Here is a 20,727-nt window from a genome sequence, read left to right as displayed (position 1 = left end):
CTCCTTGGGGGCCGGTTTCGGGGTCAGTTGTCGTCGCGGACGAAATCGGGCACGCCGAGCCGCTCGACGAGGCGGCCGGTCTCGCGCAGCACGAGGCTCATGTTGCTGTCGCGCACGGTGGGCAGCAGGTGCCGGGCCTTGCGCACCACGGCATAGTCGAGCTCGGCCGAGATCATCTCCTCGCCCTCGCCGGCCACCGCGATCTCGCGGCCGAAGGGATCGACGATCCGCGAGCCGCCCCAGAAGGTCAGCCCCTTCTCGCGGCCGGTGCGGTTCACCATCACCACCGGCGCGCCGTACATCATGGCGTAGAAGCGCACCGTCAGCGCCCAGCCGGCCGGGTTGTCGAAATCGGCGCCGACCGCCTCGACCCCGGAGCTCACCGGCACCGTCAGCAGCGTCGCGCCGTGCAGAAAGGCGAGATGCGTCAGCGCCGGGTTCCAGGCATCGGCGCAGATCAGCAGCCCGCCGCGCCAGTCGCCGTCGATCTCCCAGGTGTCGACGAAGCGGCCCTGGGCATAGTGCTTGCCCTCCTCGAGGAGGCCGTAGGTCGGCAGGTTGACCTTGCGGTGCAGGTGCACCATCCGGCCGCCCTGCAGCACCGCGGCGGCGTTGTAGAACTGCGCGCCGGGGCCCTCCTCGATGAAGCCGACCACCGTGGCCATCGGCCCGGCCGCCGCGGCGAGGCGCGTCAGGCGCGGGTCGGTCCGCTTCATCGCGCAGTCGAGCAGGTGCTCGGCGCCGTGATGGCCGGTCAGCGAGACCTCCGGCAGCACCAGCATGTCGAGCCCGGCGGCGCGGCCCTCGGCGATCCAGTGCAGGTGCCGGTCGATATTGGCATCGACATCGCCGATCTCGCTGGCGAACTGCGCGGCGCCGATCTTGAGGGGGTCTCGGGACATTGCTCTGGACCTCGGTCTCTGCCCGGTTGCGGGCCGTCTGGTTTCGGTCGCGGCTCGGTGCGGTTCCGGCGGGGCGCAGGATACGCCATCCGGCCGATCCGGCTCGCCTGGGCAGGTCTCCCTCGGGGCGCGGAGGTTCGGGCGGAACATCCGCAGGGAGGTCTGGCCGGGAGGTCCGGTGCGAAGGTTCGGGCTGAAAATCCGGCGCGAATGTTCAGCCCGAAGTCCGGTGCGAAGGTCCGGTGCGAAGCTCCCGCCGGCAGGTCTCGCCGGTAGGTCCGGCCGGCAGGTCCGGGCCGGGGTTCCGGCCGGGCGGGGTTCGCGCGGAACCTCCCCCCGGCCGGCGCCCCGGGGTGCCTCAGATGAGACCCTGCGCCTTCAGGAACTCCGCCGCGACGTTCTCCACCGAGACCTTCTCGACATCGACGCGGGCGTTCAGCGCGGCCATCGTCGCGTCGTCGAGCTTGGCGGCCATCGCGTTCAGCAGCTCGGCGAGCTTGGGGTTGGCCTCGAGCACCTCGGCCCGCACCACCGGCGCCAGCGAATAGGCCGGGAAATAGCCCTTGTCGTCGGCCAGCACCACGAAGTCGAAGGCCGGGATGCGCCCGTCGGTGGCGAACACCAGGCCGACATCGACCTGCGCATCCTTCAGCGCCTGGTAGACGAGGCCGCTGTCCATCCGCTTGACGTTGGAGCGGCCGAACTCGAAGCCATAGGCCTCCTGCAGCGGCTTCAGGCCGTCGGGGCGGGCATAGAACTCGGCGTTGGAGGCGAACACGAGGTCGCCCTCGCCGTTGACCCGGGCCGAGAGGTCGGAGAGCGTCGCGATGCCCTTCGCCGCGGCGTCGTCCTTGCGCATCGCCAGCGCATAGGTGTTGTTGGCCGCCGAGGGGTTGAGCCAGACGATGCCGACCTTGGCGTCGAGCTCCTTGACCTTGGCATAGGTCTCGTCGGCGGTGAACCGGCCCTCGACCTTGTTGTAGGTGATCAGCGAGGTGCCGGTATACTCCCAGTAGACGTCGATCTGGCCGTTCTCCATGGCCTGGCGCACGGCGGCGGAGCCCATGCCGGCGACGTTGTCGACCTCGAAGCCGTGGCCGGCGAGAAGCTGCTCGGTGATCGCCGAGAGCAGCTGCTGCTCGGTGAAGTTCTTGCCGCCGACCACGATCTCGTCGGCAGCGGCGCCGAACCCGAGGCCCGCGAGGGCAAGGCCGGCGAAGGCGGATTTCAGGTAGGTCATCATCGGGGCGTCTCCTTTGGTTGGCCCGTCATTTGCGTTGGTAGGCCCGTTGTCTCGGTGGTGTCTCGGTGGTTTTCCGTCAGGTTCCGTCCGCCCGGGTCTCAGACCCGGAGCGGGTTCACACCCCTGGGGATGAGGCGCAGCTGGCCCTGTCCCGTCAGGAAGTCGACCAGCACCGCGAGCATCGCGGTGGGGATGGCGCCGGCGAGCAGCATGGAGGTGTCCATGAGGTCGATGCCGGTGAAGATCAGCTCGCCGAGCCCGCCGCCGCCGATCAGGAAGGCCAGCGGCGTGGTCCCGACATTGATCGCGAGCGCGGTGCGCACGCCGGAGAACATCACGTAGAGCGCGTTCGGCAGCTCGACCCGCCAGAGGATCTGGCCGCGGGTCATGCCCATGCCGAGGGCGGCTTCCTTGAGATGCGCCGGCACCGCCAGCAGCCCGGCATAGGTGTTGCGCACGATCGGCAGCAGCGAGGCCACGAAGAGCCCGAAGAAGGCCGGCGCGAAGCCGATGCCGAGGATCGTCATCGACAGCGCGATCACCGCCAGCGTCGGGATCGTGGTGCCGATGTTGAAGACCTGCATCACGGTCTCGGCATGGCGCTCCATCGAGGGCCGCGAGAGCCAGATGCCGACCGGGATGCCGACGAGGATCGCCGCGCCGCCGGAGGCCCCGACCAGCACCATGTGCTGCTGGGTGAGGTAGACGATGTCCTCCCAGTAGGTGCCGATCTGGCCGATCAGCCCGGAGGTGCCGGCCCAGGCCCCGAGGGCGAAGAGGCCGAGGGGCAGGACCGCCCCCATGAGGTTGAAGCTCTTGCGCATCTCTCCGGTTCCCCCTCAGGCCGCGTTCGCACGGGCATAGGTCTCGCCGAGGCAGCGCGTCACGGCGGGCTGGGTGACCACGCCGGCAAAGCGCCCGCCATCGTCCACCAGCGTCAGCCAGAGCGTGTCATGGGCGAACATCTCGGAGACCACGGCGCGCAGGTCGGCGCGCACCGGCACGGTCGCCGGCAGCGGATGCGCCAGATCGCCGACGAGGCCCGAGCTGCCCTCCGCCTCCTCGGCGGTGACATAGCCCACCGGGCGATGGTCGGCATCGATCACCACCAGGAAGCGGTGGTCGGAATTGCGCAGCATCGCCGCCGCATCCGCCGCCCGGCCGTGCCGCGCGATCACCGGGGCGTCCGGGTCGGCGACCTCCTCGGCGGTGATCAGGCGCAGCCGCTTCAGCGTGCGGTCGGCGCCGACGAAATCCGCCACGAAGGCGTTCACGGGATGCGCGAGGATGCGGTCCGGCGCGTCGTACTGCTCGATCTTGCCGGCGCGGAAGATCGCGATCTTGTCGCCCATCTTCACCGCCTCGTCGATGTCGTGGCTGACGAACATGATCGTCTTCTTCAGCGTCGCCTGCATCTTCAGGAACTCGTCCTGGATGATCTCGCGGTTGATCGGGTCGATCGCGCCGAAGGGCTCGTCCATCAGCATCACCGGCGGATCGGCGGCCAGCGCCCGGATCACGCCGACGCGCTGCTGCTGCCCGCCCGAGAGCTCCTTGGGATAGCGCTTGAGGAACAGCCGCGGCTCGAGGCCGACCAGGGCGAGCAGCTCGGCGGCGCGGGCGCGGGCGCGCTTCAGGTCCCAGCCCAGCAGCCGCGGCACGACGCAGATGTTCTCCTCGATCGTCATGTTCGGGAACAGGCCGATCTGCTGGATCACGTAGCCGATCTTGCGGCGCAGCTCGATGTCGTTGAGGCCGCTGGTGTCCTCGCCGTTGATGAAGATCTTGCCCGAGCTCGGCGGGATCAGCCGGTTGATCATCTTCAGCGCGGTGGTCTTGCCGCAGCCCGAGGGGCCGAGCAGGATGCAGATCTCGCCCGACGGCACCTCCATGTTCACCTTGTCGGCGGCGACCACGGTGCCATTGGGGGTGTCGAAGGTCTTGGTGAGGTTCTCGAGGCGGATCATCGGGGCGTTTCCTGGGCTCTATGTGTTGTCATGGCTGGGCCGGGCGCCGGCCGGGGCGCCGGGCAGGGCGCGCATCCGGGCTCGGGGCAGGGCGCGGATCTGGGGGGCTCAGCGGGTGAGCCCGGCCGGGGTCAGGCGCTTCTGGACCTGCAGCAGCGCCCAGTCGGCCAGGATCGCCAGCAGCGAGACCGCGATGGCCCCGGCGATCAGCTGGCGGCTGTCGGTCTGGGTGATGCCGCGGGAGATCAGCACGCCGAGCCCGCCGGCGCCGATATAGGCGGCGATGGCGGCGACGCCGATGTTCATCACCACCGCGGTGCGCACGCCCGCCATGATGACCGGCACCGCGATCGGGATCTCGACCCGCCAGAGCCGCTGCGCCGCGGTCATGCCCATGCCGCGGGCCGCCTCGCGCAGCGCCGGATCGACATTGGTGATGGCGGTGTAGGTGTTGCGCACGATCGGCAGCTGCGAATAGAGCAGGATCGCGATCACCGCCGGCAACCAGCCGATGCCCTGTCCGATCAGCGACAGCACCGGGATCATCAGGCCGAACAGCGCGATGGAGGGGATCGTCACGATGATCGAGGCGACGTAGAGCACGGTGTCGGCCACCTGCCGGTTCTGGGTGATGGCGATCCCGAGCGGCACGCCGGTGAGGATCGCGAGGCCGACCGCGACGGCGACGATCGAGATGTGCTCGACCGCCATCTCGCCGATGGTGCCAAGATTGTTCGCGACGAACTGGATCGTCTCCATGCGCTGTCCCCCGGATGGTTTTCTGATGGCCGACGGCGCCGCGCCCTCGGTGCGCTGCGGTATAGCCTCAGCAGGGTCCGGTGGGGTTACGCGCGCACGTCAACTTCTTGCATGTTGCCGTCATTCTTGCCCCGATGCCGCTTTCGCAGGACCGAGGGCGAGAGGCCCGACCATGCCTTGAAGCTCCGGCTGAAATGCGCGAGGCTGGAAAATCCCGAGATCTCCGAAATTCTTTCGAGGCTTTCGGTGCTGTTCAGCAACCAGCGCTGTGCCGTCTTGAGCCGGATATCCATATAGAAATCCGACGGCGATTTTCCGAATTCCGACACGAACAGGCGTTCGAGCTGCCGCTCCGAGATCCCCGCGGTGTCGGCGATGCGGCAGATGCGCATCGGGTCGGACTGGTGCTCCTCCATGATCCGGATCACCGTCACCAGCCGCCGGTCGGTCACCTGGTAGCGCCAGCGCACGTCCTGGCGCTGCATCTCGGTGGAGGGCCGCACCGGCCCGTGCAGGAACTGGTCGGAGACCTCGGCGGCGGCGCTGTGGCCGTCGCGCTCGGCGATCAGCGCGAGGAACATGTCGAGCGCCGCGGTGCCGCCGGCGGCGCTCAGCACGCCGCGGTCCCAGCAGTAGAGGTCGGGGCGGACCTCGAGCTCGGGGAAGGCCTCGGCGAGGCGGCGCTGCATCTCCCAGTGGATCGTCACCCGCCGGTCGCCCAGCACGCCGGCCTGCGCCAGGATCAGGGTGCCGTTGCTCACCGCGCCGAGCAGCCGCCGCTCGGCCCGGATCCGCCGCAGCCGCTCGAACACCGCGCCCGGATCGGCGAGCTCGGTGCTGAGGCTGGCCACCACCACCCAGAGATCGCAGGGCGGGGCCTCGCGCACGCCGCAGGTGGCGCCGATCTCGATGCCGTTGCCGGCCGCCACCGGGCCGGCGCGCTCGCCCACCACGGTCCAGACATAGCGCTCCTCGCCGGTCAGCCGGTTGAGCGCGCGCAGCGGCTCCACCGCCGAGCTGAGCGCGAGCATCGAGAAGCCCTCGAGCACGAGGAAGCTCACGCTGAAGGGCGCCGGGCTCGCTCCGTCGGTCGCGCAGGGATCGCGCTGTGCCTTCTCCTCCAAGCGCCCGGCTCCTTCGGCTGGGTCTCGTTGTCGGCGACGCTGCGGCCGCACCGCGCCGATTACAGTCCAGATTCGCGCGCAACGGAAGGGCCGCGGCCCGCCGCGTGCGCGAATCGCACCGAATCGGACGGGCCCGGAGATTCTCTTGTGCGCTGCGCAACAACTGTAAAAATTAAAGCATGCGTGCTGTCACAATCTGGCCGTGCATCTGTAACACCAACCGGGGCCGGAATTTTTCTCTAGCGTTTTCAACGTGTTGCAAGGTCACGAAAGCGTCGCGCATCTGTAATCCGCCTGTCGCCGAGCGGCCTTAGGCAGTCCCCTGCGAAACGCGAAGTTGTCGACTCGGGAGAAACGGACACCGCAATCGGCGCGACCGCGTCCCCGATCGATTTCGGCACTTGTGCAAATCCTACCCACTGGAGGGATCGAATGAAGAAGCTTAGCCTCGCTGTGGCTGCTGCGGCCATCGCCGTCGCCGGCACCGCCGCCGCCCGCGACCAGATCAAGATCGTCGGCTCGTCGACCGTTTTCCCGTTCTCGACCGCGGTCGCGGAAGCGTTCGGCAAGGCCACTTCCTTCCCAACCCCGGTCGTCGAGTCGACCGGTTCGGGCGGCGGCCTGAAGCTGTTCTGCGCCGGCGTCGGCACCGAGCACCCGGACGTCACCAACGCCTCGCGCCGCATCAAGGCCTCGGAGTTCGAGCTCTGCCAGGAGAACGGCGTCGCCGAGATCATCGAGTCGACCGTCGGCTATGACGGCATCGCCGTTGCCAACGCCAAGGGCTCTGCCGAGTTCTCGCTGACCCGCGAGCAGCTCTTCAAGGCGCTGGTGAAGGGCCAGGGCGAGCCGGAGATGTGGAACGAGATCGATCCCTCGCTGCCGGCGATGAAGATCGAGGTTCTCGGCCCGCCGCCGAGCTCGGGCACCCGCGACTCCTGGGAGGAGCTGGCCCTGCAGAAAGGCTGCCTCGACGCCGGCAACGACAAGGCGTTCTGCAAGGAGATCGAGATCCGTGACGACGGCGCCTGGGTCGATGCCGGCGAGAACGACAACCTGATCGTTCAGAAGCTGGTTGCCAACCCGAACGCCGTGGGCGTGTTCGGCTTCTCGTTCCTCGAGGAGAACGCCGACAAGGTGCAGGGCTCGTCGATCAACGGCGTCGAGCCGACCTTCGACAACATCCTGTCCGGCGACTACCCGATCGCCCGCACCATGTACTTCTACATCAAGAAGGCCCATGTCGGCGTCGTCCCCGGCATCATGGAGTACGCGGCCGAGTTCGTCTCCGAGGACGCCTCGGGCGAGTACGGCTACCTGGCCGAGAAGGGCCTGATCCCGCTGGCGGCCGACGCGCATGCGGCCAATGCCGAGCAGGTCATGAGCCAGGCCACCCTGACCGGCGAAGGCCTCTGAGCCCGAGCCGATCTGCGGGAGCGGCCGCGCGCCGCTCCCGCGTCCTTCTACATCGTTAATTGGCGTGGCCGGCGAGGCGCCCTCACCGGGCGCGCGGGCGCTCGCCAGAGCGGGGGGCGTTCGACGTGGACCGAAATACGACAATCGCCATAATCGTGGCGATCATCGCGACAGCCGTGTTCGGCGGCAGCGACATCGTCGCGCTGATACGGAACCCGGACGGCTATGACGGGCCGGCGATGGTTCCGGCCACGCTGCTGCTGATCTTCCTTCTCGCGTTGGCGGCCTTCACGGTCGGCCGCGCGAAATCGGTCTCGGCCGCCGGGGGGCATCTCGAGAACCTGCATTCGCGGCCGGCCTATCACGGCCTCTACGCGATGCTCTGGGTCGCCATCGCCGGCTTCGGCACCTTCGTCGTGATGGACGCGCTGGGGCTGAGCTACGTCACCAGCCTGATGGGCGAGGAGCTCGCCGCGCAGCTCAAGGCCGGGGGCCGCGAGATGCTGCAGATCGAGCAGAACCTGGTGCTGCAGGATGCGCGCAGGATCGCCGAGGGCCGCGTCGCCTCCGCCGTCGACCCGCTGCGCGAATACCTCGCCGCGACCTTCGCCGAGATCGACGGCACCCGCGTCGTCGCGGTCTGCGCCGCGAGCCTCGGCATGGCGGTGCTCGCCTTCTTCATGACCTTCGCCAAGATCGGCGTCGCCTTCCGCGCCCGCAACTCCTCGGAGCGGATCCTGCGCACCATCCTGCTGATGGCTGCCGGCATCGCGATCCTGACCACCGTGGGCATCCTGCTCTCGCTGATCGGCGAGACGCTCAACTTCACCATCGGCGTGCTCGACTGGCGGATCGACAAGTTCCTCTTCGGCACCACCTGGTCGCCGCTCTCGGGCGTGCATTCCGGCGATATGGACCCGGACAAGGTCGGCGCCGTGCCGCTCTTCGTCGGCACCTTCATGATCACCATCATCGCGATGCTGGTGGCGGTGCCGGTGGGCCTCTTCGCCGCGATCTACCTCTCGGATTTCGCCTCCAAGTCGGTGCGCGCCTGGGCCAAGCCGATGCTGGAGATCCTCGCCGGCATCCCGACCGTGGTCTACGGCTTCTTCGCGGCGATCACGGTGGCCCCGGCGATCCGCGATGCCGGCGCCTGGATGGGCGTCGACGTCGCCGCGCAGTCGGCGCTGGCCGCCGGCGTGGTGATGGGGGTGATGATCATCCCCTTCATCTCCTCGCTGTCGGACGACGTGATCAACGCGGTGCCGCAGAGCCTGCGCGACGGCTCCTACGGCCTCGGCGCCACCAAGGCCGAGACGATCCGCCAGGTGGTGCTGCCGGCGGCGCTGCCGGGCATCGTCTCGGCGGTGCTGCTCGGCATCTCGCGCGCGGTCGGCGAGACCATGATCGTGGTGATGGCGGCCGGGCAGGGCGCCAACCTCACCATCAACCCGCTCGAGGAGGTGACCACCGTGACGGTGCAGATCGTCATGCTGATCCTCGGCGACACCGATGCGGCGACCGCGGCGGGCCCGGCCTACACGCTCGGCTTCACGCTGTTCGTCATCACGCTGGCGCTCAACCTCGTGGCGCTGCGCATCGTCCGCAAATACCGCGAAGCCTACGATTGAGGGGGCCGGGGCAATGACCGCGACCATAGACATGACGGCGATCTCGGCCCGCCACACCTCGGCCGAGTCCGCACGCCGCACCAGCCGGCGGCACTGGGCGCAGTTCCGGCTCAAGGCCTATGGCGTGATCGCGATCGCGATCGCCGCCGCGGCGCTGGTGGTGCTGGTCAGCACCATCGTGACCAAGACCATGACCGTGCTCACCGAGAGCTATGTCGAGATCGACGTGGCGATCGAGCCCTCCGCCCGCGACCTGGCCAAGCTGCAGGATCCGGACCCGCGGGTCCGCGCCGCGCTCAACGGCGCCTGGCGCGACGGCCTCACCGCCATGGTGCCGGGCGGCGAGGCGCTCAGCCGCAAGGAGAAGGGCGAGCTGTTCGGCCTGGTCTCGCGCGATGCCGGGCTCGAGCTCGGCGACGTGGTCAAGGCCGACCCGATGCTGATCGGCGAGGAGTACCAGTTCGAGGCGCTGCTCGACGACCAGGTGCAGATGTACCGGCAGGGCGAGTTCGGCAAGGTCGGCGATGCCGGCACCGAGGGCGAGCTGCGGTTCGAGCCGGTCGAGGGCGAGCCGGGCAGCGTGGCGCTGGGCTTCGCGCCGCAGGCGATGTCGGAGGCCCGGCTGGCGCTGCGCCAGGCCCGCGCCGAGCAGGCCGCCCGCGCCCGCGCCGAGGCGAGCCGCCAGCAGGCGGCGATCGCCAGCGTCAGCGCCCGGCTCGACGGCGCCGCCGGCGACGAGCGGGCGCAGCTCGAGGCGGCGCTCGAGGGCTACCGCGCGGCGGCGGCGGCGGCGACCCGCCTGGCCGACGGCTTCCTGAGCCAGGTCGATGTCGGGGCGGAATACACGCTGACGGAGGAGGACCCCTCGGTGCTGGTGCGCGCCAATGGCGGCTGGATCAAGCTGGTCACGCTGACCCGCGAGCACGCCACCGGCATCCTGCTCGAGCCGCTCGACACGCTGGCGCCGGCGGCCGAGGGCGGCTGGCGCGCCGATCTGGTCGAGCGCCCCGAGAACGCCCGCAACATCTCCGACCGGCAGATCGTCTGGCTCAGCAATTTCGAGCAGCAGGGCAAGATCGTCGAGCGGCCGAACTGGCGCCTGCTGACCAGCTCGGACAGCTCCAACGCCGAGCTCGCCGGCATCTGGGGCGCGCTGGTCGGCTCGTTCTGGACGATGATCGTGACCTTCCTGCTGGCCTTCCCGATCGGCGTGATGGCCTCGATCTATCTCGAGGAGTTCGCGCCGAAGAACTGGCTGACCGACCTGATCGAGATCAACATCAACAACCTCGCCGCGGTGCCCTCGATCGTGTTCGGCCTGCTCGGCATCACGGTGCTGATCTCGGGCGTGAAGCTGTTCGGCGTGGAGCTGTTCGACGGGCTGCTGAAATCGGTCACCGAGGACCCGCGCTCGACGCCGCTGGCCGGCGGCGTGGTGCTGGCGCTGATGAGCCTGCCGACGATCATCATCGCCGCCCGGGCCTCGATCAAGGCGGTGCCGCCCTCGATCCGCGACGCCGCCCTCGGCATCGGCGCCTCGAAGCTGCAGACCGCGACGCATCACGTGCTGCCGCTGGCGATGCCCGGCATCCTCACCGGCTCGATCATCGCCATGGCCCAGGCCCTCGGCGAGACCGCGCCGCTGATCATCATCGGCATGAACAGCTTCATCCAGGAAGCCCCGCTCTCGCCGACCGACAAGGGCAACGTGCTGCCCTCGCTGATCTATCTCTGGAACAACAACTCCGAGCGGCTGTTCGACGGCAAGACCGCCGCGGCGATCTCGGTGCTGCTGATCTTCCTCATCGCGATGAACGCGCTCGCGGTGCTCCTCCGCAAGCAGTTCGAACGGCGCTGGTAAGCGCGAGAGAAGGGACCCGACCCATGGACCAGACCACCGATATCAAGATCGTCTCGCGCGACGTGCATGTCTACTACGGCGAGAACGAGGCCATCAAAGGCGTCTCGCTGGAGATCGAGGACAACACCGTGACCGCCTTCATCGGCCCCTCGGGCTGCGGCAAGTCCACCTTCCTGCGCTGCCTCAACCGGATGAACGACACCATCGACGTCTGCCGGGTGACCGGCGACATCGAGCTCGACGGGCACGACATCTATGCCCGCGAGATCGACCCGGTGCAGCTGCGCGCCCGCGTCGGCATGGTGTTCCAGAAGCCGAACCCGTTCCCGAAGTCGATCTACGACAACGTCGCCTACGGGCCGCGCATCCACGGGCTCGCCGACAGCAAGGCCGATCTCGACGCCATCGTCGAGCACAGCCTGCGCCGCGCGGCGATCTGGGACGAGGTCAAGGACCGGCTCGACGCGCCGGGCACCGGCCTCTCCGGCGGCCAGCAGCAGCGCCTCTGCATCGCCCGCGCCATCGCCACCGCGCCCGAGGTGCTGCTGATGGACGAGCCCTGCTCGGCGCTCGACCCGATCGCCACCGCCCAGGTCGAGGAGCTGATCCACGAGCTGCGCGAGAACTACGCGGTGGTGATCGTGACCCACTCGATGCAGCAGGCCGCCCGGGTCAGCCAGAAGACTGCGTTCTTCCATCTGGGGCTGGTGCTGGAGTACGACGAGACGGGGAAGATCTTCACCAACCCCGACCACGAGAAGACGCAGCAGTACATCACCGGCCGGTTCGGCTGACACATGAGCTCGGGGGCGCCCCGGGCGCCCCTGAAGAGGAACCGCGGACGTGAGCAAGCACATCGTGACCGCCTTCGATGCGGAGCTCCAGTCGATCTCGACGCGCATCTCGGAGATGGGAGGGCTCGCCGAGGAGCAGCTCTCCCAGGCGCTCGAGGCGATTCGCGAGCGCGACAGCGAGCTCGCCGCCGAGGTGATCGCCGCGGATGTGCGGCTCGACAAGCTCGAGGTGGATTTCGAGGAGTTCGCGATCCAGATGCTGGCGCTGCGCCAGCCGATGGCGAACGACCTGCGCGAGGTGGTGGCGGCGCTGAAGATCGCCTCCACCCTCGAGCGCATCGGCGACCTGGCCAAGAACATCTCGCGGCGCGCGACCTATCTGAACGAGAACCAGCCGATCAAGGTCTCCTCCTCCATCGTGCGCATGGGCAACCAGACCCGCCTCCTGGTGTCGGAGGTGCTCGACGCCTATGCCGCGCGCGACACCGCGCTGGCGGTCTCGGTCTGGACCCGGGATGTCGAGATCGACGAGATGTACAACTCGATCTTCCGCGAGCTGATCACCTACATGATGGAGGATCAGCACCTGATCGGCCTCTGCTCGCAGCTCCTGTTCGTTGCCAAGAACCTGGAGCGCATCGGGGACCACGCGACCTTCATCTCGGAGATGATCTACTACGTCGTCGAGGGACGGCCGCTTGGCGACAGCCGGCCCAAGGGGGAGCCGCTGGGGGAGTTGCCGCTGCCGCGTCCGTTTCACGGATGACCGCCGGCGCGGCACACTGAAGGAGGACGATGACGATGCCAGCCCGTGTTCTGGTGGTTGAGGACGAGGACGCGCTCTCGGCGCTGCTGGAGTACAATCTCCAGAAGGAAGGCTTCGAGGTCCGCCTCTCCGGCGATGGCGAGGACGCGCTTCTGGTCATCGAGGAGGACAAGCCCGACCTGGTGATCCTCGACTGGATGCTGCCGGGCCTCTCGGGGATCGAGATCTGCCGGCAGATCCGCTCGCGCGCCGACACGCGCGACGTGCCGGTGATCATGCTGACCGCGCGCGCCGAGGAGGACGACCGCATCCGCGGGCTCGACACCGGCGCCGACGACTATCTGACCAAGCCGTTCTCGGTGCCGGAGCTCACCGCCCGGGTGCGCGCCCTGCTGCGCCGCTCGCGGCCGACGCTCTCGGCCGGGGTCGCGACCTTCGGCGACCTGATGCTCGACCGCGAGACCCGCCGCGTGCGCCGGGCCGAGCGCGAGGTGCATCTCGGCCCCACCGAGTTCCGCCTGCTCGACTGCCTGATGCAGCGCCCGGGCCGGGTGTTCTCGCGCGAGCAGCTGCTCGATCTGGTCTGGGGCCGCGACGTCTATGTCGAGGCGCGCACGGTGGATGTCCATGTCGGGCGGCTGCGCAAGGCGCTCAACCGGCGCGGCGAGCGCGACCCGATCCGCACGGTGCGCGCCGCCGGCTACGCCCTCGACGAGACCTACCAGACCCCGGCGCGCTGAGCGCCGGGGTCTGGTCTGCCGTTGCCGCGGGCGCGGCGCGTCAGAGGCCGAGCGCCGAGATCGGCTTGACCGGCACGCCGGCGCCTGCCGCCGAATCGGCGAGCGACTGGCCATGATGGCCGCTGCCGGTGCCGGTCGGGCCGGTCGCCTGGGTCGGGCCGGAGGGCCCGCCGATCGCATCCACGAGCCCGTCGCCATCGGTGTCGAAGACGCAGTTGCCGTTGCTCTGACAGGCAAAGGACGGCTCGAACGGCGTGTCGGGCAGCGGCGGGCCCTCGTCATTCGACTGGCCCTCTTCTTCCTCCTCGCCGCCGCTCTCGCCGTCCCCGCCGCCGAAGGCGTCGAGATCGGTGTCGAGCGACGAGAGATCGAGTGCCGCCAGCTCGGTGTTGACGTCGTCGACGACGCCGACCACGCCGCTCTCGAAGATCGCGTAGACCACGGCCACCCCGAGCAGCAGGATGCCTGCGGAAAGCGCCACCCAGTCGATGGTCACGGCGCCGCTGTCTTCCCGAAGGAAGGATTTCAGTTCCCTCACGTTACAAACTCCACTTGTCCCACCAGACCGGACACGGAATCACGCAAAAAACCGGATCGCGTCCGGAACTGAACGATACGCTTTGAATTGAGACCGTTTTGCGGCCGCACCATGGTGGTTTCGCGCAGCCCAAGGCAACGGCGCCACCGCACCGGGCGGGGCGCCGTCAACCCGGCAGCGGGGAACGGGAGCCGGAACGGGGGCGGCGGCGCGCGCCGCCGGGCCGGCTCAGCGCCCGGCGCGGGAGCGGTCGCGCCGGGTCGACATCGGCTGGAAGGCGACCGCGACATGGTGCTTGCAACAGGGCTTGCCGGCCACCGCGGGCAGGCCGCAGAAATGGAAGCCGTCCTCGGCCGGGTCGCCGATCGGCCATTTGCAGGTGCGCTCGGTCAGCTCCAGCAGGTCGAGCTTGCGGGCCATCTTCTCGATCTCCACGAGGGTGACGCGCGCCGCCTCCTCCTCCGGGGTCGGCAGGCCGGGGCTGCGCGGCTGCGTCGGGTCGCGCGGCACCGGCACGGCGCGCACCGGCTCGGCCGGCTCCGGCGCCGCGGCACCGCTTTTCCGCCCGTGCCTCCATATGGCAAGCGCCGGGTCAGGGGGCGCCGGGGCAGGGGGAACCGGGACAGGGGGAATCGGGGCAGGGGGAACCGGGCGGCGGCCGGGGCGGGTCAGAGGTCGCGCGCCGAGATCGGCCTGACCGGCATGCCGGCCCCGGCCGCGGCGGCGGCGAGCGGCTGGCCGTGCACGCTGCTGCCGATCCCGCCCGGGCCGGTCGCCTGGACCGGGCCGTCCGGGCCGCCGATCGCGTCCACCAGCCCGTCGCCATCGGTGTCGTAGATGCAGGCGCCGCCGCCGTCGCAGGCATAGGACGGCACCAGCACGGTCTCGGCCGTGCCCGCGCCCTCCGGCTGGCCCGCCGGCGCGGCGGCGCCGCGGCTGCCATAGGCGTCGAGGCCGGCATCGGGCTGGTCGAGGTCGAAGGCCGAGAGCTCGGTGTTCATGTCGTCGACCACGCCGACGACGCCGCGGTCGTAGATCCCGTAGATGACGATCATGCCGAGAAGCAGGATGCCGGCCGCCAGCGCCACCCAGTCGCTCGTCGCGCTGCCGCTGTCGTCGCGGACGAAGGCCTCCAGTTCCCACATGCTACTCACTCCACCTGTCTTGCCTGACCGAACGGACCGTCACACCTTACCGGAACCTGTCCGGATATCTGCAATTTGCATCAGTTTACGATGAGACCTTGGCAACAAGATGGTAATTTGGAGCAGACATGCGGGAAATTGGTCGCACCGGCAGCCACGGGCTGCGCGGATGGCAGCGGATGGCACCGGCCGGGTGCAGGCTGCTGGCGGATCGTCAGCGGCGCGCGGCCGCTTGGGCCATGACCGCCCGGGTCCTGCCCGCGGGCTGGCGCTGCCCGGGAGGGGTCGCGGGCCCGGTCAGGCCGCGCGCCCGGCCGCGCACACCCGCGCAAACCCTCGCTTCCGCCGAACGCCGCACGCCGCGTCCGCGCGGCCCGGCCTGGCGCGCCGGGTCAGCGCCCGGCGCGGGAGCGGTCGCGCCGCGTCGACATCGGCTGGAAGGCGACCGCGACATGGTGCTTGCAATAGGGCTTGCCGGCCACCGCGGGCAGGCCGCAGAAATGGAAGCCGTCCTCGGCCGGGTCGCCGATCGGCCATTTGCAGGTGCGCTCGGTCAGCTCCAGCAGGTCGAGCTTGCGGGCCATCTTCTCGATCTCCACGAGGGTGACGCGCGCCGCCTCCTCCTCCGGGGTCGGCAGGCCCGGGCTGCGCGGCTGCGTCGGGTCGCGCGGCACCGGCACGGCGCGCACCGGCTCGGCCGGCTCCGGCGCCGCGGGCTCGGCGGCCGCCTCGGGGGCAGGCTGGGCCGCCGGCGCCTCGGCCGCGGGCGCCTCAACGGCGGCGGCCTCGGGCTCGGCCGCCGCGGCCGGCTCCTCCGCCGTGCGCGCGCCATCGTTGCTGCCCCGGTGGGAGAGGCCGAGCCTGTGCACCTTGCCGATCACCGCATTGCGCGTCACGCCGCCGAGCTGCTTGGCAATCTGGCTCGCGCTCATGCCTTCGGCCCAGAATTCCTTCAGTTTCTCCACGCGCTCGTCCGTCCAGCTCATACAGGCCTCCCCTCACCCGCGGGCGGCGGCACCGCTTTTCCGCCCGTGCCTCTATATGGTAAGCGCCGGGTCAGGGCAAACAAGAGCGGCAGGCATGCCGGGGAGGCAGGTGCATGGCGGATTTGCGCGGAATGGGGGTCCGGCGCTTCGGGCGGGTCAACTGGCTCGGGCTGCAGACGCTTGCGACGCGCGAGATCCGGCGCTTCCTCGCGGTCTATACCCAGACCATCATGGCCCCGGTGGCGACCTCGGTGCTGTTCATGGTGGTGTTCACCCTGGCCTTCGGGAAGGGGCGCGAGGGCATCTCCGGCATGCCCTTCGAGCAGTTCCTGGCGCCGGGGGTGCTGATGATGGCGGTGATCCAGAACGCCTTCGCCAACACCTCCTCCTCGCTGATGATCGCCAAGGTGCAGGGCAACATCGTCGACACGCTGATGCCGCCGCTCAGCCCCGGCGAGGTGCTGGCCGGCTATGCCCTCGGCGGGCTGGCGCGCGGGCTGGCCTGCGCGCTGGCGGTCGGGCTGCTGGTGTTCCCGGTGGTGGGGATCGGCGTCGCGCATCCGCTCTGGGCGCTGGCCTTCGTGGTGCTCGGCAGCCTGATGCTGTCGCTTCTCGGGCTGCTGGCGGCGATCTATGCCGAGAAGTTCGACCAGATGGCGGCGATCACCAATTTCGTCGTGACGCCGCTCTCCTTCCTCTCCGGCACCTTCTACTCGATCGAGCGGCTGCCCGAGACCTTCCAGGCCCTGAGCCATGCCAACCCGATCTTCTACCTGATCGACGGTTTCCGTTTCGGCGTGCTCGGGGTCTCCGACAGCAGCCCCTGGGTCGGGCTGGTGCTGGCGCTGGCGGTGGTGCTGCTGCTCGGCGCCATCGCGCTCAGCTGGCTCGCCCGCGGCTATCGGCTCAAGAGCTGACGCCGAAGCGCGGCGGGCAGGGCGCTCAGAGCACCCCGAGCCCGCGCATCAGGAAGTTTGCGCCGAGACAGGACAGCCCGATCAGCACCGCGGTGCGGAAGCCCTCGGGCGGCAGCCGCCGGGCCAGGCGGTTGCCGATCGCCATGCCGAGGAAGGTCGGCACCATGCAGAGCAGCGCCAGCCCGGCGCGCGACCAGTCGAGAAAGCCGACGCTCCAGAACCCGCCGACGATCATCGCCCCCGAGACGATGAAGAGAAAGCCGATGGCGGCGCGGAACTCCCGGCGGTCGACCCCGAGGCCGAGCAGATAGATCACCAGGATCGGCCCGCTGGCGGTGGTCAGCGCGCCGATCGCCCCGGCCAGCAGCCCGACCGCCAGCCCCGCCGGCCGCTCGCGCCGGGGCGGGATCGGCAGCGACACGCCCCGCAGCGAGATCAGGCAGAAGGCGGTGACGAAGACGCCGAGCAGCAGGGTCAGGCTCTCCGGGTCGAGCCCGGTCACGAAGGCGGTGCCGATCGCCACGCCGACCGCCATCGTCAGGCAGACCGGGGCGAAGCGGCGCATCGTGGCGGCCGGGTTCTCGGCGGCGATCAGCTGGCCGAGATTGGTCGCCGGCTGCACGATCACGTTGATCGCCAGCGCCATGTCCACCGGGATCACCAGCGGCAGCATCGACATCGTGGCGAGCGGCAGGCCGAAGCCGAGCCCGCCCTTCACGATGCCGCCGCCGAAGAAGATCGCCAGCACCGTCGCCAGCGCCGCGGGATCGACCCCGTCGGGCAGGTTCATGCCGGCTTGCGCCTCAGCCCCGTGAGCAGGAACACCAGGCTGAGAACGGTCAGCCCCCAGAACACCCAGGTGATCGGGCTGCGGAAGAAGATCTCCGGCGAGGAGCCCGACATCAGCATGGCCTGGCGGAAGCTGTCCTCGAGCAGCGGCCCGAGGATGAAGGCGATCAGGAACGGCGCCGCCGGCACCCCGAGCAGCATCATGCCGTAGCCGACGCCGCCCATCAGGAACATCACGCCGAGATCGAAGGTGGTGTTGTTGACCGCGTAGACGCCGAAGATCGACAGCACCAGCACCGCCGGCATCACGATGGATTTCGGCAGGTCGGCGATGTGGCGGAAGGCGCGCGTGGCGAACCAGCCGATGCAGAGCAGCAGCCCCGAGGAGAGCACGAGCCCCATGAAGATCGCATAGACCAGCGAGCCGTTGGTGGCGAAGAGCAGCGGCCCCGGCTGCAGCCCGTGCACCATGAAGGCGCCGATGATGATCGCGGTGATCACGTCGCCCGGCACGCCGAGCGCCAAGAGCGGGATCAGCGTGGCGCCGGCGACGCCGTTGTTGCCGCTCTCCGAGGCGGCGACGCCCTCGATCTCGCCCTTGCCGAAATTCGCCTTGTTCTTCGAGGTCCGCCGCGCCTCGGAATAGCTCAGGAAGGCCGAGGGCGCGGCGCCGATGCCGGGGATCGAGCCCATCACCACGCCGATCAGCGAGCCGCGCAGGATCGTCGGCAGGCAGCGGATCACGTCGGCCCGCGAGGCGGCGGTGCCGGTGACCGAGCGCACCCGGCCGTGGATCTCCCGCGGCGCGTAGACATAGGCGAAGACCTCGGGCAGCGCGAACAGACCGACCAGCACGGCGATGAAGTTGAGCCCGCCCATCAGGTTCGGCTCGCCGAAGGTGAAGCGGTCGGTGCCATAGACCAGATCGAGCCCGACGGTGGCCAGCAGCAGCCCCAGCACCGCCGAGGCCAGCCCCTTCAGCAGGCTGTCGCCGGAGACCCCGGCGATGATCGTCAGCGAGAACAGGATCAGCGTGAAGAACTCCGGCGGGCCGAAGGAGAGCGCGAAGGAGGCGAGCCAGCCGGCGGCCAGGATCAGCGCCAGGTTCGACAGCAGATCGGCGATGCAGGACGCGTAGAGCGCCATGGTCAGCGCGCGGCCGGCCTCGCCCTTCTCGGCCATCGGGTAGCCGTCGAGCGTGGTCGCCGAGGAGGCCGGGGTGCCCGGCGTCTTGATCAGGATCGCCGGGATCGAGCCGCCGAAGATGCCGCCCTTGTAGACCCCGAGCAGCAGCAGGATGCCGGTGATCGGCTGCAGCGCGAAGGTGAAGGGCAGGGTGATCGCCACCGCCATGGTGGCCGACATGCCCGGTATCGCGCCGCCGATCACCCCGGCGACGAGCCCGACGGCGAGCGCCGCGAGGCTCTCCCAGGTGGCGACGAGATCGAAGGCTTGGGACAGGGTATAGGCGTTCACGGCAATCTCACATAAACGCCCTGCGGGATCGGCACGCCCGCGAACTTGGCGAAGAAGGCATAGAGCAGGAGCGGCAGCACGACCCCGACGACGAGGCCGAGCCAGGGCCGTTCGGCGCGGACCATCGCGACCAGCGCCCAGAAGCCGATCACCGACGCCCATACGAGGCCGAAGCGCTCGGCCAGGAAGGCGATGCCGATCAGCAGGACGAGCAGGCCGGCGAGCCGCCAGAGCCCGCCGCGCGCCGCCGCGGCCAACTCGGCATCGGCGGGATCGGCCGGATCGGCCGCGGCGGCCGCCGGGTCGGGCGCGGCGCGCGAGGCGACGGCGCCCTGCAGCGCCACCGCGAGCCCCGCTCCGAGCAGCAGCCAGCCGAGGATGGTCGGCCAGAAATCCGGTCGCAGCACCAGCGAGCCGCCCTCCGGGCTCACCACATAGCCCGGCACCGCCCAGAAGATCAGCGCCGCCGAGAAGCCGGCGATGCCGAGCCCGAGCGCGCGGTCATGCGTGGGGCGCATCATCGCGGCGCCCCCGGTGCTGCGGCCGCGGCGCTCACTCGATCCGCATCCCGAGATCGTCGACGAGCTTGCGGAACACCTCGTACTGGCCGCGGATGAAGGCGTTGGATTCCGCCGGGTCCATCAGCCGGATCACCGAGCCGCGGGCCTCCATGGCGTTGACGAAGGCCTCGTCGGCCACCACCTCGGCGAGCCAGCCGCGCCAGGCCTCGGCGACCTCCTCGGGGATGCCGGCGGGGCCCGCGATCCCGGTCCAGCCGACCAGCTGCTCGAGCTCGGGATGCCCGAGCGAGGCCGCCGAGGGCGCGTCGAACCCCTCGACCGGCTCGGCCGTGGTCACCATCAGCGGCTTGAGCTGCTGGTTCGAGACGAAGCTCGCCAGCGCCGAGGAGTTGGTGCAGATGAAGCTCGCGGTGCCGCTCAGAACCGCCGTCGCCGCCGCGCCGCCGCCCTTCATCGGGATGTGCACCGCCTGCTCGAGCGGCTTCTCCACGCCGAAGCTCTTCAGCACCATGGCGCCCGCCAGATGCAGCAGCGAGCCGACGCCGGAGGAGGAATAGGAGATCCGGCCTGGCTCCGCCTTCACCTTGGCGACGAGATCCTCCATCGAGGCGATGTCGCTGTCGGTGCGCACCGCGCAGGCCACCGGGTTGATCTCGTAGACCCCGACGAAGTCGAAATCGTCGAGCGTGTAGGGCAGCGTCGCCTTCATCGCCGGGTTCACGGTATGCGAGCCGACGCGGGCGAACAGCATGGTGTAGCCGTCCGGATCGGCGTTCTTGACCGAGACCGAGCCGGTGGCGCCGCCGGCGCCGGTGCGGTTGATCATCACCACCGGCTCCGGCACCAGGCTGCCGATCGGCTCGGCCATGGTGCGCGCCGAGATGTCGGTGGCGCCGCCCGCGCCATAGGGGATCACCATGGTGATCGAGCGCTCGGGATACTCGGCGAGCGCGGCCGTGGCGGTGGCCGCTGCAAGGGTCATGGCCGCGAGGCCGGCAAGACGTGCCTTCATTCGGATATTCCTCCCTGGGATCGGGGCGCTCGCCGGGGATCGGCGGCACCCTCATTCTGCTTCCGTTGCGATCCTGCCCGAAAAACCGCATGGCGCAACCCTTTCCGGGCGCGCAGGGGGCATCGCGGCGCCGGCTTCGG

At 69.7% G+C, this 20,727-nt stretch carries 21 protein-coding genes; 7 read left to right on the top strand and 14 right to left on the bottom strand.

What is annotated here, in order from left to right; genetic code table 11:
* Positions 1-23: 23 nt before the first annotated feature.
* From QSJ97_RS04760 to QSJ97_RS04735, 6 genes are all read right to left on the bottom strand, one after another.
* Positions 24-902, bottom strand: coding sequence for a nitrilase-related carbon-nitrogen hydrolase (locus QSJ97_RS04760; RefSeq protein WP_285670472.1), 879 nt, complete (start codon positions 900-902; stop codon positions 24-26).
* Positions 903-1,260: 358 nt separating this feature from the next.
* Positions 1,261-2,145: a glycine betaine ABC transporter substrate-binding protein gene (locus QSJ97_RS04755; RefSeq protein WP_285670471.1), complete on the bottom strand. Its 885-nt coding sequence runs from the start codon at positions 2,143-2,145 to the stop codon at positions 1,261-1,263.
* Between the two features lie 98 nt (positions 2,146-2,243).
* A complete protein-coding gene (locus QSJ97_RS04750) occupies positions 2,244-2,969 on the bottom strand; it encodes an ABC transporter permease (RefSeq protein ID WP_285670470.1) in 726 nt (241 codons plus the stop codon).
* Between the two features lie 15 nt (positions 2,970-2,984).
* A complete protein-coding gene (locus QSJ97_RS04745; RefSeq protein WP_285670469.1) occupies positions 2,985-4,112 on the bottom strand; it encodes an ABC transporter ATP-binding protein in 1,128 nt (375 codons plus the stop codon).
* Positions 4,113-4,220: 108 nt separating this feature from the next.
* Positions 4,221-4,871 carry an ABC transporter permease gene (locus tag QSJ97_RS04740; protein WP_285670468.1) on the bottom strand — a complete coding sequence of 217 codons (651 nt, stop codon included), beginning with the start codon at positions 4,869-4,871 and terminating at the stop codon, positions 4,221-4,223.
* An 86-nt stretch (positions 4,872-4,957) separates the two neighbouring features.
* Positions 4,958-5,995 (bottom strand): GlxA family transcriptional regulator, encoded by a 1,038-nt coding sequence (locus tag QSJ97_RS04735; protein ID WP_285670467.1) that lies wholly within the window; start codon positions 5,993-5,995, stop codon positions 4,958-4,960.
* A 432-nt stretch (positions 5,996-6,427) separates the two neighbouring features.
* On the opposite strand from QSJ97_RS04735, the gene QSJ97_RS04730 reads away from it, so the two are divergent.
* From QSJ97_RS04730 to phoB, 6 genes are all read left to right on the top strand, one after another.
* A complete protein-coding gene (locus tag QSJ97_RS04730; RefSeq protein ID WP_285670466.1) occupies positions 6,428-7,411 on the top strand; it encodes a substrate-binding domain-containing protein in 984 nt (327 codons plus the stop codon).
* Between the two features lie 125 nt (positions 7,412-7,536).
* On the top strand, positions 7,537-9,042 hold the full coding sequence (pstC, locus tag QSJ97_RS04725) for a phosphate ABC transporter permease subunit PstC (RefSeq protein WP_434220885.1): 1,506 nt from the start codon (positions 7,537-7,539) through the stop codon (positions 9,040-9,042).
* Between the two features lie 13 nt (positions 9,043-9,055).
* A complete protein-coding gene (gene pstA, locus QSJ97_RS04720) occupies positions 9,056-10,903 on the top strand; it encodes a phosphate ABC transporter permease PstA (protein WP_285670465.1) in 1,848 nt (615 codons plus the stop codon).
* 23 nt (positions 10,904-10,926) lie between these two features.
* A complete protein-coding gene (gene pstB, locus QSJ97_RS04715) occupies positions 10,927-11,697 on the top strand; it encodes a phosphate ABC transporter ATP-binding protein PstB (protein WP_285670463.1) in 771 nt (256 codons plus the stop codon).
* 49 nt (positions 11,698-11,746) lie between these two features.
* A complete protein-coding gene (phoU, locus tag QSJ97_RS04710) occupies positions 11,747-12,463 on the top strand; it encodes a phosphate signaling complex protein PhoU (protein WP_285670462.1) in 717 nt (238 codons plus the stop codon).
* Positions 12,464-12,498: 35 nt separating this feature from the next.
* Positions 12,499-13,203, top strand: coding sequence for a phosphate regulon transcriptional regulator PhoB (gene phoB, locus QSJ97_RS04705; protein ID WP_285670461.1), 705 nt, complete (start codon positions 12,499-12,501; stop codon positions 13,201-13,203).
* 40 nt (positions 13,204-13,243) lie between these two features.
* Here the strand turns inward: phoB and QSJ97_RS04700 are convergent, their stop codons facing one another.
* The 4 genes from QSJ97_RS04700 to QSJ97_RS04685 all read right to left on the bottom strand — a co-directional run bounded on the left by QSJ97_RS04700 (position 13,244) and on the right by QSJ97_RS04685 (position 15,872).
* A complete protein-coding gene (locus QSJ97_RS04700; protein WP_285670460.1) occupies positions 13,244-13,741 on the bottom strand; it encodes a hypothetical protein in 498 nt (165 codons plus the stop codon).
* A 228-nt stretch (positions 13,742-13,969) separates the two neighbouring features.
* Positions 13,970-14,320, bottom strand: a complete 351-nt coding sequence (locus QSJ97_RS04695) for a GcrA family cell cycle regulator (RefSeq protein WP_491630628.1) — start codon at positions 14,318-14,320, stop codon at positions 13,970-13,972.
* 89 nt (positions 14,321-14,409) lie between these two features.
* The gene (locus tag QSJ97_RS04690) at positions 14,410-14,886 is read right to left on the bottom strand and encodes a hypothetical protein (RefSeq protein ID WP_285670459.1); all 477 of its coding nucleotides are present in this window, start codon (positions 14,884-14,886) and stop codon (positions 14,410-14,412) included.
* A 392-nt stretch (positions 14,887-15,278) separates the two neighbouring features.
* Entirely contained in the window at positions 15,279-15,872 is a 594-nt protein-coding gene (locus QSJ97_RS04685) for a GcrA family cell cycle regulator (protein ID WP_285670458.1), read from the bottom strand.
* A 113-nt stretch (positions 15,873-15,985) separates the two neighbouring features.
* On the opposite strand from QSJ97_RS04685, the gene QSJ97_RS04680 reads away from it, so the two are divergent.
* Positions 15,986-16,789, top strand: coding sequence for an ABC transporter permease (locus QSJ97_RS04680; protein ID WP_285670457.1), 804 nt, complete (start codon positions 15,986-15,988; stop codon positions 16,787-16,789).
* Positions 16,790-16,814: 25 nt separating this feature from the next.
* On the opposite strand, the gene QSJ97_RS04675 is transcribed toward QSJ97_RS04680, so the two are convergent.
* The 4 genes from QSJ97_RS04675 to QSJ97_RS04660 are packed head-to-tail and all read right to left on the bottom strand — an operon-like array spanning position 16,815 to position 20,587.
* Complete coding sequence (locus tag QSJ97_RS04675) at positions 16,815-17,579, bottom strand: sulfite exporter TauE/SafE family protein (protein ID WP_285670456.1); 765 nt, start codon at positions 17,577-17,579, stop codon at positions 16,815-16,817.
* The gene (locus QSJ97_RS04670) at positions 17,576-19,054 is read right to left on the bottom strand and encodes a tripartite tricarboxylate transporter permease (protein WP_285670455.1); all 1,479 of its coding nucleotides are present in this window, start codon (positions 19,052-19,054) and stop codon (positions 17,576-17,578) included. Before QSJ97_RS04670 ends, QSJ97_RS04675 begins: the two co-directional genes overlap by 4 nt.
* Positions 19,051-19,575: a tripartite tricarboxylate transporter TctB family protein gene (locus tag QSJ97_RS04665; protein ID WP_285670454.1), complete on the bottom strand. Its 525-nt coding sequence runs from the start codon at positions 19,573-19,575 to the stop codon at positions 19,051-19,053. The genes QSJ97_RS04670 and QSJ97_RS04665 overlap by 4 nt, the downstream gene beginning before the upstream one ends.
* 31 nt (positions 19,576-19,606) lie before the next feature.
* The gene (locus tag QSJ97_RS04660) at positions 19,607-20,587 is read right to left on the bottom strand and encodes a Bug family tripartite tricarboxylate transporter substrate binding protein (protein ID WP_285670453.1); all 981 of its coding nucleotides are present in this window, start codon (positions 20,585-20,587) and stop codon (positions 19,607-19,609) included.
* Positions 20,588-20,727: the final 140 nt, after the last annotated feature.

This window comes from Paralimibaculum aggregatum (assembly GCF_030270585.1).
Classification (GTDB): Bacteria; Pseudomonadota; Alphaproteobacteria; order Rhodobacterales; family Rhodobacteraceae; genus Thermohalobaculum; species Thermohalobaculum aggregatum.
This window is presented reverse-complemented; position numbering and strand designations above follow the sequence as displayed.